At 72.5% G+C, this 13,687-nt stretch carries 13 protein-coding genes and 1 tRNA gene; 6 read left to right on the plus strand and 8 right to left on the minus strand.

All coding sequences use genetic code 11. The features are described from left to right. Positions 1–55: 55 nt before the first annotated feature. The 4 genes from ACZZY9_RS11140 to ACZZY9_RS11155 form a co-directional block, all read right to left on the minus strand. Positions 56–1,039, minus strand: a complete 984-nt coding sequence (locus tag ACZZY9_RS11140) for an NAD-dependent epimerase/dehydratase family protein (RefSeq protein WP_463464669.1) — start codon at positions 1,037–1,039, stop codon at positions 56–58. Positions 1,040–1,169: 130 nt separating this feature from the next. Beyond that, the gene (locus ACZZY9_RS11145; protein ID WP_463464107.1) at positions 1,170–4,076 is read right to left on the minus strand and encodes an alpha/beta fold hydrolase; all 2,907 of its coding nucleotides are present in this window, start codon (positions 4,074–4,076) and stop codon (positions 1,170–1,172) included. Further along, positions 4,073–5,095, minus strand: a complete 1,023-nt coding sequence (locus ACZZY9_RS11150) for a 3-oxoacyl-ACP synthase III (RefSeq protein ID WP_320479415.1) — start codon at positions 5,093–5,095, stop codon at positions 4,073–4,075. Before ACZZY9_RS11150 ends, ACZZY9_RS11145 begins: the two co-directional genes overlap by 4 nt. A 181-nt stretch (positions 5,096–5,276) precedes the next feature. After that, on the minus strand, positions 5,277–5,558 hold the full coding sequence (locus ACZZY9_RS11155; RefSeq protein WP_463464108.1) for a hypothetical protein: 282 nt from the start codon (positions 5,556–5,558) through the stop codon (positions 5,277–5,279). A 60-nt stretch (positions 5,559–5,618) separates the two neighbouring features. Between ACZZY9_RS11155 and ACZZY9_RS11160 the strand changes: the two genes are divergently transcribed. Continuing rightward, positions 5,619–5,864 carry a hypothetical protein gene (locus ACZZY9_RS11160; protein WP_463464109.1) on the plus strand — a complete coding sequence of 82 codons (246 nt, stop codon included), beginning with the start codon at positions 5,619–5,621 and terminating at the stop codon, positions 5,862–5,864. Between the two features lie 38 nt (positions 5,865–5,902). Here ACZZY9_RS11160 and ACZZY9_RS11165 read toward each other — a convergent pair whose 3' ends face one another. Both ACZZY9_RS11165 and ACZZY9_RS11170 read right to left on the minus strand, forming a co-directional pair. Then, positions 5,903–7,741 (minus strand): family 16 glycosylhydrolase, encoded by a 1,839-nt coding sequence (locus ACZZY9_RS11165; RefSeq protein WP_463464110.1) that lies wholly within the window; start codon positions 7,739–7,741, stop codon positions 5,903–5,905. A 323-nt stretch (positions 7,742–8,064) separates the two neighbouring features. Then, a tRNA-Thr gene (locus ACZZY9_RS11170) sits at positions 8,065–8,141 on the minus strand. A gap of 163 nt (positions 8,142–8,304) precedes the next feature. Here ACZZY9_RS11170 and ACZZY9_RS11175 point away from each other — a divergent pair. Beyond that, positions 8,305–8,487 (plus strand): hypothetical protein, encoded by a 183-nt coding sequence (locus ACZZY9_RS11175; RefSeq protein ID WP_192061363.1) that lies wholly within the window; start codon positions 8,305–8,307, stop codon positions 8,485–8,487. A gap of 57 nt (positions 8,488–8,544) precedes the next feature. On the opposite strand, the gene ACZZY9_RS11180 is transcribed toward ACZZY9_RS11175, so the two are convergent. Then, positions 8,545–9,105 (minus strand): nitroreductase family protein, encoded by a 561-nt coding sequence (locus ACZZY9_RS11180; RefSeq protein WP_463464111.1) that lies wholly within the window; start codon positions 9,103–9,105, stop codon positions 8,545–8,547. Between the two features lie 4 nt (positions 9,106–9,109). After that, positions 9,110–9,532 (minus strand): peptide-methionine (R)-S-oxide reductase MsrB, encoded by a 423-nt coding sequence (msrB, locus tag ACZZY9_RS11185; protein WP_192061365.1) that lies wholly within the window; start codon positions 9,530–9,532, stop codon positions 9,110–9,112. A 111-nt stretch (positions 9,533–9,643) separates the two neighbouring features. On the opposite strand from msrB, the gene ACZZY9_RS11190 reads away from it, so the two are divergent. The 4 genes from ACZZY9_RS11190 to groL all read left to right on the plus strand — a co-directional run bounded on the left by ACZZY9_RS11190 (position 9,644) and on the right by groL (position 13,464). Continuing rightward, on the plus strand, positions 9,644–10,648 hold the full coding sequence (locus ACZZY9_RS11190; protein ID WP_463464112.1) for a DUF2332 family protein: 1,005 nt from the start codon (positions 9,644–9,646) through the stop codon (positions 10,646–10,648). Between the two features lie 76 nt (positions 10,649–10,724). Next, positions 10,725–11,018: a DUF3263 domain-containing protein gene (locus ACZZY9_RS11195; protein ID WP_463464113.1), complete on the plus strand. Its 294-nt coding sequence runs from the start codon at positions 10,725–10,727 to the stop codon at positions 11,016–11,018. Positions 11,019–11,099: 81 nt separating this feature from the next. Beyond that, a complete protein-coding gene (locus tag ACZZY9_RS11200; RefSeq protein WP_463464114.1) occupies positions 11,100–11,669 on the plus strand; it encodes a LytR C-terminal domain-containing protein in 570 nt (189 codons plus the stop codon). 175 nt (positions 11,670–11,844) lie between these two features. Further along, complete coding sequence (gene groL, locus ACZZY9_RS11205) at positions 11,845–13,464, plus strand: chaperonin GroEL (RefSeq protein WP_055800382.1); 1,620 nt, start codon at positions 11,845–11,847, stop codon at positions 13,462–13,464. Positions 13,465–13,687 lie beyond the last annotated feature (223 nt).

Genomic DNA, 13,687 nt, shown 5'->3' on the forward strand with positions numbered 1-13,687 from the left:
GAGGCGCACCGCACAGCCCGAGGCGCACCGCACAGCCCGGGGTGAGCCCCGCAGGTCAGACCGCGGGCTGCCCGGCGGCGTACCAGGCCGCGAGCCGCTGCAGGCCCTCGTCGACCCCGACGGCGGGCGTCCACCGCAGGTCGTGCTGCGTGCGCCGCTGATCGAACCAGTGCGCGGTCGAGAGCTGCTCGGCCAGGAACCGGGTCATCGGCGGCTCGTCGGCTCCCGGGCGCACGGCCCAGACCCGTTCGACGAGCGAACCGGCGCCCCGTGCGACCCCCGCCGGCACCCGGAGGCGCGGTGCCGGGACACCGGCCGCCAGGCAGATCCCCGCCATCAGGTCGGCCACCGTGCGCGGTTCGCCGTTGGTCAGCACGTACGCTCCGCCGCTGACGGCGTCGACCCGTTCGAGCGCCGCGGCGATGCCGGACGCCGCGTTGTCGACGTAGATCGAGTCGATCAGCGCCGCCCCGTGGCCGAGCAGCGGTAGACGCCCCGAGCGCGCGCGATCGACGATGCGGGCGACGAGCTGGGTGTCGCCGGGCCCCCAGACCAGGTGCGGGCGGACCGCCACGACGCGCAGATCGTCGCCCGCCGCCTGCAGCGCCACGAGCTCGGCCGCCGCCTTCGTGCGGGCGTAATGGCCGCGGGCCCGGCTCGGCGAGGCGGGCGCGGCGTCGTCTCCGACGATGGACGAACCGGCGTGCGCGACCGACGGCGACGAGACGAACACGAGGCGGGGCACCGAGGAGGCGCGCATCGCCTCGATCAGCGACCGCGTGCCGCCGACGTTGACGGCCTCGAACTCGGCGGGTGCACCGGCCAGCGAGACCTTCGCGGCCAGATGGACCACCGCCTCCTGCCCCTCGACGGCGGCGGCGACCGCTGCCGGGTCGGTCATCGAGCCGAGCGCGTCGCGGACCCCGGTCACACCCGACGGCCGACGCTGGAACGTCGTGACCTCGTGCCCGGCCGCGGCGATCGCCCGGGCGACGGCGCCGCCGAGCAGCCCGCTGGCCCCGGTGACCAGCACCTTCACGGCCGGCGTCCGTCGCTCGGGAGAGGCGTGCCGGCGGCGGAGGCGGGCGTGTTCGGCGCGAACGGGCGCGTCCACGCGCCCGTCTCAGCCGAACCCGCCCGGGTTCGCCCGGCTGAGGTGACCAGCACCTTCACGGGCGGCGCATCCTGTCGCCCGAGAGCACCGACGTCGCCCAGGCGGCGAGGCGCGAGCGGTCGATCTTGCTGTTGTGACGCACGTCGGTCGGCAGCGCCGGCACGACGAGGACGGCCGCGACGGGCCGACCCGAGGCCGCCCCGACGGCGTGGCGGACCTCGGCGGCGAGTGCGGCCGACGCGAGACCGGCACGGCGTGCGGGCGGCACGGTCTCGGCGACCACCACCACCTGCTGGGTGCCGGCCGGGCCGACGCCGACGACGGCCGCGCGGGCGATGCCGACCCGCGCCTCCGCCGCCTGCTCGGACGCGACCGGGGTCAGCACGCCGCTCGCCGTCGTGATCACGTGCGGCAGACGCCCCTCGACCCAGAGGCGGCCCTGCTCGTCGAGGTGGCCGACGTCGCCGGTGCGGTGCCAGCGGCTCGTCGTGGTCGACCCGCGACGGCTGGCGCGGTGCGTGAGCCAGAGCCGGTCGTAGTGGTCTTCGACGTGCGCGGCCGAGACGACGATCTCGCCGGTGACCCCTGGCTCGGCGATCAGTGCCGAGGAGGCGCGGCCCGCCTCGTCGAGAGCGGCGATCCGCACCGTCGTGGTCGCGCCGGGCAGCCCCACGCAGACACCGCCGGCGTCGGTGGCGCCGTCGGCGAGGCGCGCGGCGCGGTCGGCGGTCGCCGCACGGACCCCCTCGAGCGTGATGTCGGTCAGCAGCAGCCCCTCGGTCATGCCGTAGGGGGTGTGCGGGGTCGCGCCGGGCATGAGGTCGCCGGCGGCGGCGAGCAGCGACTCCGACACGGGCGCACCCGCCGACAGGAACGTCTCGACGCCGGCCAGCGCCGTGCGGTCGGCGGCGGTCAGCTCGCCGGAGGTGGCGACCACGTTGGTCAGCGCGGCGGGGGAGAGGAACACCACGGTCGCGTCGACGGCGGCCGTCGCGGCGGCCACGGCGCGCGCCGTCAGGGTGCGGGGCTTCGTGACGTCCATGTCGGGTGTCACGCTCGTCGCACCGAGGGCGGGTCCGAGCAGGGCGAACGGCGCGAAGCCGGCGACGAGCCCGGTGCCCGGCCCGACGCCGTACTGGGCGGCGAGGGCGTCGCGCAGCGCCGTCAGCTGCCGGTGGCGGTAGACGACGCCCTTTGCGGGGCCGGTCGAGCCCGAGGTGAAGAGGATGGCGGCCTCGGCGTCGCCGGTGGGCGACTCGGGCAGCTCGGCGAGGGCGTCATGCGCACGTCGACCGAGCGCGGCGATCTCGGGCAGCGACGTCTCGACGCCGAGGGCGCGTCTCGTGACCCCCGGGAGGCGCGTGGTCGAGATCACGCGGCCGGGCCAGCCGAGCGCTCGCGCCGCCGTGAGACCGGGCAGCTGCCCGATCACATGGTCGGGCCACGCCCCGCGGACGGCGCGGGTCAGCCCGCGGACTCCGAGACCGGCGTCGGCGACGACCACCACGGCCCCGAGACGGAGGCAGGCGTAGAGCACCGCGGTGAGGTCGGCTCCGGGCTGCACGAGCAGCGAGACGCGGTCGCCGGGGCGGACTCCGTGCTTGCGGAGCCCGAGGGCGATCTCGCGGACCCGCCGGGAGAGCAGCCGCCAGCTGACGGACCGGGGGCCATCCGACCCGGCGGGCACCATCTCGATCAGTGCGGTGTCGGAGCTGTCAGCGAGGGCGTCGAGGTACGACCAGAGCGGGCGGTCCTGCGAGGAGTCGACCCGCGCCTCCTCGGCGACGTGCTCGGCGGATGCCGCCGCCGCAGCCGCCGTGGCCTCGTCGGCCCCCGTCTCGAGGGCCTTCCTGGCCGCAGCGGCACCGGTCGCGCCCGCGCCGTCGAGCCGGCCGGGGCCTGCCGGGGTCGACGGGTCGACGGCAGTCTCGGCCCCCGCGACGGCGCCGTCGACGGTGGGCTCGGCGGGTGGCGAGCCGTCGGGGAGCCGGTCGCCCAGCCAGGTGAGCACGGCCGCGGCGTAGTCGACGTCTTCGGCCAGCAGGTGACCGGCGCCCTCGAAGCGGTGCACGTCGGCATGCGGCAGACGCTCGATGAGATCGTCGAGGTAGCGGTCGCCGAAGATCGGGTCGAGGGGGCCCCACAGCATGAGCGCCGGAACCGGCACCTCGCGCAGCGCCTCGGCGATGCGGTTCAGCTCGGGTGCGCTCTCGTGGTCGGCGTCGACCGGGATGTCGGCCACGAAGGCGCCGATGCCGCCGCGGCGGGCCGCGGTGCGGTACGGGGCGCGATAGGCCTGCTTCACCTCGGCCGGCAGCGGCGGGTGACCGAGGGCGAGCGTCACGTCGACGAACGCCGTCGTGCCGACCGTCGCGCGTCCGAGCACGCCCCGGGCGAGTGCGAGTCGGAGCGGAGCGGGGATCGGGACGCCGCGCGGCTGGTGGATCGCCGTGTTGAGCAGCATCACACCGGCCAGCAGCTCGGGGTGGTCCACCGCCCAGCCCATCGAGACGACACCGCCCCAGTCGTGACCGAGTGTGACCACGGGCCCCTCGACGCCGAGCGCCTCGGTGAGGTCGCCCAGGTCGGAGACACGGCGCGCGAGGGTGTGCGGCGATCCCGTGCGCTCGGAGAAGCCCATGTCGAGCTGGTCGACGGCGACGACCCGCCAGGCCGGTCCGCCGGCGGAGGCCGTCTCGACGGTGGCCGCGACGAGCTCGCGCCAGAGGTACGACCAGGTCGGGTTGCCGTGCACGCACAGGATGGTGCCGACCGGCTCGACGTCGAGCCGGGCCAGCGCCTCGGCGTTGTCGAGCACGTGCCAGCGTCGGGAGGCGCGGTGCGAGCCGAGTCCGTACGGCACGTCGACGAGACGCGACCACGCGGGGTCGAGCCCTTCGAGCCCGTCGGGCGGGAGCAGGGCCGGTGCGGTCGATCGTGCGGCGCGGGGGAGGCGACTCACCAGGCGAGCTCCATCATCGCGGTGTTGATGCCCGAGCCCACTCCCATCAGCAGCACCCGGTCGCCGCGCGACAGGGTCTTGGACTCCTCCACGAGCGTGATCGGGATCGACGCGGGGCCGACGTTGCCGAGTGTGGGGTAGGTGAGCGGCACGCGCTTGCGGTCGATGCCGGCCGCCTTGACGAACGCGTTGGTGTGCACGTCGCTGACCTGGTGCATGACGTAGCGGTCCATGCCCTGCCAGTTCCACTCGGGCTTGGCCTCGCGCCAGGCCGAGACGACGAGCTCCATGCCGCGCTTGAGCAGAGCCTTGGCGTCGGTGAACATGCCGTCGACGCTGCCGACGCAGAGGTCGTAGTTCTCGGTCGCGGCGCGGGTCACGCCGCCGAGGATGCGGTGGCCCTCGGGGTGCAGGTCGGCTCGGCCGATGACCGCGGCTGCGGCGCCGGAGCCGAGGGTGAGACTCGCGAACTCGCTCATGAAGTCGTCGCGGTCGAAGCCCTCGGTCAGCAGGCGGTCGATCGTGTTGACCTGGACGTCGTCGGCGTCTTCGCCGTCGATGATCACGGCGTAGTCGATCTGCCCGGCGTCGATCAGCTGCGCGGCGAGGGTCATGCCGTTGACGAAGCCGAGGCAGGCGTTCGCGATGTCGAAGTTGGTCGCCGACGACGGGAGCCCGAGCCCGTGGTGCAGGCGGACGGCGACGGACGGCTCGAGGTGCGGGCGCGTGACGGACGTGTTGATCAGCAGGCCGACCTGGTCGGGTCGGACGCCGGCCTCGGCGAGGGCGCGCTTGCCCGCGTCGATGGCCGCGACGTCGAAGCTCTGGTCGGGGCCCCAGTTGCGGCGCTCGTGCACACCGGCGACGCGCTGGAGGAGACCGGTCGGCATGCGCAGGCGCTTGAGGACGGGCCGCAGCTTCTCGTCGATGCTCTCGGAGGTGGTGACCCGTTCGGCCATCGTGCTGGCGACCGACAGCAACGCCGCGTTGCTGTGCCGGGTCGTGGCGTTTCCGTTCACCGGAACTCCCTGTCGAATTGTCTGGGTAGGCGTATGCCGGCGCGGCTGAACGAGCAGTGACGATCAGGGCCGGGAGATCGTGGCATCGAATCGATGCATCCTGACGAGTTTACGGCTCCCGTCTCTGAGCGGTTGCCAGGTTGCCGGGGCACAGACATGCCGATCGGGGCATGTTCGGGCGTCATCCGCGGGGGTCGCGGGGGAGACGGGCGACGGCGCGACGACCGCCGCGCGTCCACCAGACGAGGTCGGCGACGGCCCAGGCGATCGCCCCGGCCGCGGCGAGCAGCACGACGACGGTGACGACGGTGACCGAACCGCCTCCGACCAGCAGGGCCGCGACGATGCTCGCGACGACGATCAGGGCGCAGACGACGGTGACGACGGGCAGCACGCGACCGCCCTGCTTGGTCAGCAGCCAGTTCGGCACATCGGGGTCGACCCGGACCGTCTTCTCACGCATCCCGCCAGGGTAGTCTCGCGCGCCTCCTGCGGTCCCGCGCCCCGGGGGTAGCCTCGACGCATGAGCACCCCGCGCCGACCCTTCTGGATCCTGACCAAGACGGGCAGCGTCCTCCCTCCCGTCCTCGAGGCGGCGCTCGGCGTCTTCGGCCTCGTCGTCCAGATCGCCACGCTGACGTCGGGTCGCCCGGTCGAGCCGGTGGCCTACGTGGTGCTGGTCGTCGCCCTGCTGCTCATCGCGCAGGGCGTGGCCGACCTCGTCTGGTGGTCGCGAGACGACCGCAGGGCCCGGGCCGGCCGGGGCTGACCCGCGCCCTGCGTCGGGGTGGCGGTCTCGTATCCGGGTCAGCGGCGGATGGTGACGGCCTTCGACCAGCGGGACGCGGAGGCGTAACCGGGCTTGGAGCCGGTCAGCTTGACGCCGATCCGGTGCCCGACGTCGGCTGACGTCGTGCGATAGGTCGTGCCCTTGGCGCCCTTGATCCACACCCCGTCACGGGTCCACTGGAATGTCCAGGTCGTCCCCTTGGTCCAGGTGCCCCGCTGGGCGGTCAGCGTGCTGCCCGCCTTGGCGGACCCCTTCACCCCGGGGGTGCCGGTGCTCAGGGTCAGGGGCTTGACGGTCGCGGCGGTCGAGGTCCGGGCCGTCGCGGTGTGTCCGGGCTTGGTGCCCGTGACGACGACCGTGATGGCGCGGTTGGCGTCGGATGCGGTGGGGACGTAGCTCGCCCCCGTCGCCCGGGAGATCGCCTGGCCGTTCCGCTTCCACTGGTACGAGAACGACGTGCCCGCCGTCCAGGTGCCGGTCTTCGTGCCCACCTTCCCGCCCACGGTCGGCTTGCCCGTCACCACGGGGGCCGCGCTCGTGAGGGTCGGCGACGCGATGGACACGGCCGCCGAGGTCTTCGACGCCGTCGTGTAGCCGGTCTTCCTGCCCGTCACGACGAGGGTGATCTTCTTGCCGGCGTCCGCCGCGGTCGTGACGTAGCTCGTTCGTGTGGCCCCGGCGATGGCCGTGCCGCCGCGCAGCCACTGGTGGGTCAGCGCGGTGGCGCTCGTCCAGGTGCCGGTCTGGGCGGTGAGGGTCGCGCCCACCGTGGTCTTGCCGACGATCTTCGGCACGGGGGCGGTCAGGGTCTTGAGCGCCGGCGCCGGCGTCGGCGTCGCTGTGGGTGTGGGCTTGGGTGCGGGTGCGGGTGCGGGTGCGGGTGTCGGTGTCGGTGTCGGTGTGGGGGTCGGTGTGGGGGTGGGGGTCGGCGTGGGGGTGGGGGCCGGCGTGGGTGTGGGGGTCGGCTTGGCCGGAGTGGCCGGCACGCTGACGGTGGCGGGGCTGCCGGGCGTGTACGCGTACTGGCTGACCCAGTCGATCTGGAGGTGGCCGTCGACCTTCGCGTCCGGCTTCGTGCCGTTGGTCGCGGTCTGCAGCACCCAGTGCATGGGCGTCTTGGGGATGTTCGTCGTGGTCGACGCCACGACGATGCCGTCGAGCAGGTAGCTGATCTTCTTCGGCGTCCACTCGATCGTGTAGGTGTGCCAGTCGGTGTACGAGGTCAGGGTGTCGACGGCCATGTCGTTGTTCCACGGAGTGCCGAGCTGGTGGTTGAAGGCCTTGGTCGAGCCGTCCAGGCTGCCTTCGGGGAAGTTGATCTCGCCGTTCGCCCAGGTCTCGGCGTCGTCCCAGAGGAGGAACGCGGTGCCGTAGCCGGGCAGGGCGTCGGCCTTCATCCGGATGCTGTAGCGCCCGTAGGTCTGGCCGCCCCACTGGCCGTTCATCAGGGGCACGGGTGCGGCGGCCCGCGGCACGCCGTCGGAGCCGGTGTGCAGGTGCATGTCGAGCAGCCCGTCGCGCACGGAGAGGATGTCGGACTCGTAGCGGCCGATCTGCCAGGTGTCGCCGAAGCCGTCGTAGCTCATCCACTGCTTCGCGTACGGACCGGGGAACTCGCCCTGGGCGATCGGGGTCGTGAAGTCGTCCTTGAAGTTCTGCGTCCACCCCGCGAGGTTCCCGTTCAGCAGGGTCTTCGAGGCGGCCGCCGCGTCCGTGGCCGTCTTGCCCGCGATGATCGAACCGGTGGCGGCCGAGGCGCTCTGCGTGCCCGTCGCGACGAGAGCCGTCGCGAGGAGTGCGCCGGCGATGATCGTGGCGCCGATCGGCAGCGATCGTGAGGATGTCCGTGTGACCATGTCGCGGTGTGCCTTCCTTGGGATTTCGGAAGGGCGAGCGGGTGCATCGGGGGGAGGGTCTGGCGCGTCCCATCGATCGCTCGATGGGGTACAGCACTCCGCGGTTCTTCGGGTTCCGCGGGGCGCGTCCAGTGTGCGCTCGGGGGACGGATGTCGTCATCCCCAAGACGGGTCGCCCTCGTTGGGGGGAGCGACAGGGCGTCTGTCCTCCTCCCTGTACCCCTGTCGACGCGAGACGTCTCGGACTCCCAGGCGGAGGGGCCCGGATGGAGGCGCGGCGGACGACGGAAGGCCCCGATCGCGGACGATCGGGGCCTTCTGAATGGAGCCGCCTGTCGGATTCGAACCGACGACCTTCGCTTTACAAGAGCACTGCGCTACCGGACTGCGCCAAGGCGGCTGACTCCACCACCCTACAAGCCCGGCGGCGAGGTCGGGAGCGACCTGGGATGGGCGCACGCCGTGCATCTTCCCGCCCGCGATTGGCGCGAGAGAGGTCATAAGTGGTGAAGTAGGGGGAGACGGCGTCGGCCGTCGCCCGGCCCGGATCACGAGGAGCCCCCATGACCAACATCCTGACCGCCATCGGTTCGATCGTGCTGCTGCTGATCAGCTTCGCGCTGTTCGCCTACTCGTTCGGGTCGGGCGAGCCGAACGCGATCATCTTCTTCGCCGGCATCGTCGCCATGACCGGCTCGTTCTGGCTGCCGATCACCTTCGTGGGCACGAGCCAGAAGACCTGGTGACCTCCGAGAGGCGCACATGATGAGACCCCGGTGCCTCGGCACCGGGGTCTCGTCGTGTCACGGGCGGGGCGGACCGCTCAGATGCCGATCGACCTCGATGCGCTTGCGCGGCTTGTCGGCGTCTCGCGGTCGATCGCGACCCCCGACGTAGAGCCAGCCCAGCAGCTTCTCGTCGCCCGTCAGACCGTGCGCGGCGTGGACCTCGGGGGCCCGGGTGTGCGTGCCGGATCGCCAGAAGACGCCCCAGCCCTCGTCGTCGAGCACGAGCGACAGCAGGTGGGCGACACCCGAGGCGACGCTCTCCTGCTCCCATTCGGGCACTTTGCGACTGGGCTTCGGAGACGAGACCACCGCGACGACCAGCGGTGCCCGCAGCGACTTCTGCTCGAGCTTCTCGGCGTCCTTGCCCACGGCGCCGTCGGCCGCCGCCAGCGACCGGCCGATCAGTCGGCGGTCGTCGCCCCTCAGCTCGATGAGCCGCCAGGGGCGCATCGACGAGTGGTCGGCGACGGTCGCCGCCGCCTCGACGGCTGCGACGAGCTGCTCGTGATCGGGGGCGTCGTCGGTGACCTTCGACCGCGATCGACGGCGGGCGGCCGCAGCCGCGACGGTGCTCACCGGGTCACTCGGCGGTGGAGGAGGCGTCGTCGCCCTCGCGGAAGCTGAGCGAGACGGAGTTCATGCAGTAGCGGTCGCCGGTCGGCGTGCCGAAGCCGTCGGGGAAGACGTGGCCCAGGTGCGAACCGCAGTTCGCGCACCGCACCTCGGTGCGGGTCATGCCGAGGCTGTCGTCGTCGATCAGCTGCACGGCCTCGGGGTTCACGGACTCGTAGAAGCTCGGCCAGCCGCAGTTGCTGTCGAACTTGGTGCCGCTCTTGAACAGCTCGGCGTTGCAGGCGGCGCAGGCGTAGACGCCGGCGCGGCTCTCGTCGAGCAGCTCGCCCGTCCATGGGCGCTCGGTCGCGGCCTCGCGCAGCACGGCGTACTGCTCGGGGCCGAGTTCTGCTCGCCACTGCTCTTCGGACTTCTCGACCTTGTACGACACGGGTGACTCCTCAGTTCTCGGGACTCCCCATTCAACACGGTCCCCCCGACAGTCATTCCAGGGCGGCGCCGTCGCCGGGCCGGCGGCACCCCGCCTCCCTAGAATCGCGGCATGCTCCTCGCCGACCGGTTCCGCAGCCACGCCGACGCGTCCGCCCGCGAGCAGTCCCCTCTGTACGCCGAGTGGTCGCTCGGGATCGCCGGCGACCCCGACGTGCTCGCGCTGATCGAGAGGGCTCCGGAGGCGCGGCGCCAGCCCGCCCTCGTGCTCGCCGTGTCGCGCTGGCTGGGCGCTCCCCTCGCACCGTGGCCCCGCCTCCGGGAGTGGATGCTCGCCCACCCCGACGCCCTCCTCGCCGAGCTCGCCCGTCGGACGACCCAGGTCAACGACGTCCGTCGCCTCGGGCCGGTCTCGCTCGCGCTGGCCAGGCTCGAGGGCCCGGTGGCCCTGCTCGAGGTCGGCGCCTCGGCGGGGCTCTGCCTGTTCCCCGACCGGTACGCGTTCCGGGCCGACGTCCGCGGCGCGGGCCGCGACGAGCAGGCGCGCTGGGGTGCGGCCGACAGCGAGGTCGTCGTCGAACTCGACGTCGACCTCGGAGACGCCGCCCTGCCGCACGACGGGTGGCCCCGCCGGGTCGTGCTGCCCGAGATCGTCTGGCGGGCCGGTCTCGACCTGGACCCCGTCGACGTCACCGACCCCGCAGCGGTCTCGTGGCTCGAGACGTCGCTGCCGCCCGGGCCGTCGGAGCGGGTGGACCTGCTGCGGCGGGCCGTCGCGATCACCCGGAGCGCGCCTCCTCGGCTCGTCCGCGGCGACGCCGTCGACGGGCTCCCCGCCCTGGCCTCGACCGCTCCGTCGGAGGCGCGGCTCGTCGTGGTCTCGACCGGCACGCTCGTCTATCTGCCCGGTCGCCGGCGCCAGGCCTTCGTCGACGCCGTGCGCGCCCTCGGCGCCACCTGGGTGTCGTACGAACGGCGCGACCTGCTGCACGACGTGGTGGCGGAGGTGCCCGAGGGCGTCGCTCCGGGCGACGGGTTCGCCGCGCTCGCCCTCGACGGCCGGGCCCTCGCCGTCGGCGACGCCCACGGCACGCGAGTGCGACTGCTCCACACCTGACCTGACGCGGAGGGCTGCGCCTGAGGCGACCCGGAGGCGGCCGCCCGTAGGATGACGACGATCGAGAGGGCGGGTGATGGGCGACAGCGGTGCGACTGGCGACGACGGGACTGTCATCGGGCTCTCCGAGCGCGACCGCGCGATCCTCGACCTCGAGCAGTCCACCACGGGGTCCGCGCGCCACAAGGAGGCCGTGATCCGACGCGATCTCGGTCTCTCGACGGCCCGGTACCAGCAGCTGCTCAACTCGCTCATAGACCGACCGGCTGCACTGGCCTACGCGCCGATGCTCGTGGGGCGTCTGCTCCGACTCCGCGACGCCCGCTCGTTCGCCCGCACGACCCGATCGTTCGGGCCGCCGACCCGCTGACCCGCAGCACGCCGACCCGCCGACAGAGCGCCCGACGCCCGCCGAACCGACGCCCGCCGACCCAGAGAAGACCGACAGCACATGCCGAAGTTCCCCCGCGACCGTTTCGACGACCTGCCCGCCGATCTGCAGAGGGTCGGCGCGCACCGGTCCACCCCGAAGCGGGGTCGTGGGCTGGTCGTCTTCGCCTGGGCCGCTCTCGCGACGGGCGTGCTGGTGGGCGGCGGTGTCGTCGCCCTGGGCGTGCTGAACGACAGCATCCAGTTCGACGCCCCCACGACGACCGCCACCGGGACGCCCGAGGCGGAGGCGCCCGACGACACCGCCTCCGCGACGCCGACCGGGACTCCCGTGACCGGCCCCGCCGACGTGGACCCCTCCGTCACGATCGCGGTGCTGAACGGGACGTCGACCGCGGGTCTCGCGACCGCCGCCTCCGCCGACCTCGAGGCCGCCGGGTACACCGTCGCCACCCAGGGCAACGCGGGCGACACCTCGGCCACGACCTCGACCGTCTACTACGCCGACGCCGCCGACGAGGGGGTCGCCCTCGGGCTCGCCCAGACCCTCGGCGTCACGGCGACGGCCGTCAGCTCGGCGTTCCCGAACGCGTCGGTGACGGTCGTGCTCGGCGCCGACTTCACGCCCTGAGGACGACCGGGCCGAGGAGGCGCGGGTCGCGATCACCGCGCACCGCACCTCCTCGGGTCGCCCGCGACGTCACTTGCACTCTCACCGGGCGAGTGCCAGAATCGTCACTGGCACTCGCGACACGTGAGTGCCAAAGCTTCTGCTTCATGACGTCCGGGAGGGACGAAAAACACACATGGCTAAGATCATTGCTTTTGACGAAGAGGCCCGTCGTGGCCTCGAGCGTGGCCTGAACATCCTGGCCGACGCGGTTAAGGTCACGCTCGGCCCGCGTGGTCGCAACGTCGTGCTCGAGAAGAAGTGGGGCGCCCCCACCATCACGAACGACGGTGTGTCCATCGCGAAGGAGATCGAGCTCGACGACCCGTTCGAGAAGATCGGTGCGGAGCTCGTCAAGGAGGTCGCGAAGAAGACCGACGACGTCGCCGGCGACGGAACCACCACCGCCACCGTGCTCGCTCAGGCGCTCGTCCGTGAGGGCCTCCGCAACGTCGCCGCAGGCGCCGACCCCATCTCGCTGAAGCGCGGCATCGAGAAGGCCGCTGCGGCCGTCTCGGCTCAGCTGCTCGCCGACGCGAAGGACATCGAGACCAAGGAGCAGATCGCGGCCACGGCTTCGATCTCCGCCGCCGACCCCACCATCGGCGCGCTGATCGCCGAGGCGATCGACAAGGTCGGCAAGGAGGGCGTCGTCACCGTCGAGGAGTCCAACACCTTCGGCACCGAGCTCGAGCTCACCGAGGGCATGCGCTTCGACAAGGGCTACCTGTCGCAGTACTTCGTCACCGACCCCGAGCGCCAGGAGGCCGTCTTCGAAGACGCCTACGTGCTCATCGTCAACTCGAAGATCTCGAACATCAAGGATCTCCTCCCCATCGTCGACAAGGTGATCCAGAGCGGCAAGCAGCTGCTCATCATCGCCGAGGACGTCGACGGCGAAGCGCTGGCGACCCTGGTCGTCAACAAGATCCGCGGCATCTTCAAGTCGGTCGCCGTCAAGGCCCCCGGCTTCGGCGACCGTCGCAAGGCCCAGCTGCAGGACATCGCGATCCTCACCGGTGGTCAGGTCATCGCCGAAGAGGTCGGCCTCAAGCTCGAGAACGCGACGCTCGACCTCCTCGGTCGTGCCCGCAAGGTCGTCATCACCAAAGACGAGACGACCATCGTCGAGGGTGCCGGCGACCCCGAGCAGATCGCCGGTCGCGTGCGTCAGATCCGCAGCGAGATCGAGGCGACCGACAGCGACTACGACCGTGAGAAGCTCCAGGAGCGTCTCGCGAAGCTGGCCGGCGGCGTCGCCGTCATCAAGGCCGGCGCTGCGACCGAGGTCGAGCTGAAAGAGCGCAAGCACCGCATCGAAGACGCCGTGCGCAACGCCAAGGCCGCCGTCGAAGAGGGCATCGTCGCCGGTGGTGGCGTCGCCCTCATCCAGGCCGGCAAGACCGCTCTGGCCGAGCTGCAGCTCGAGGGCGACGAGGCGACGGGTGCGAACATCGTCCGTGTCGCCATCGACGCTCCGCTGAAGCAGATCGCCTTCAACGCGGGCATGGAGCCCGGCGTCGTTGCCGACAAGGTCCGTGGCCTGCCCATCGGTCACGGCCTCAACGCCGCGACCGGCGAGTACGTCGACATGATCGCCGCCGGCATCATCGACCCCGCCAAGGTCACGCGCTCGGCGCTGCAGAACGCAGCCTCGATCGCCGGTCTGTTCCTCACGACCGAGGCCGTCGTCGCCGAGAAGCCCGAGAAGAACCCGGCCCCGGCCGGCGACCCCACGGGTGGCATGGACTTCTAGTCCGCACCGCACCACCGCACCACGCACAAGGGCGGCTCTCCTCCGGGAGGGCCGCCCTTCGGCGTGTGCGCCGCGGCACCCCGAGACTCGCGCGGCACCCCGAAAGCCGCGCAGCACCCCCCGAAGCCCGCGCAGCACCCCGAAACCCGCGCAGCACCCCGAGAAATGCGGGTGTTGCGCGGGTTTCGGGGTGTGGGGTGCGACGGCGGGCGCCGCGTGCCGC

It is taken from the genome of Frigoribacterium sp. AC394 (genome assembly GCF_979258095.1).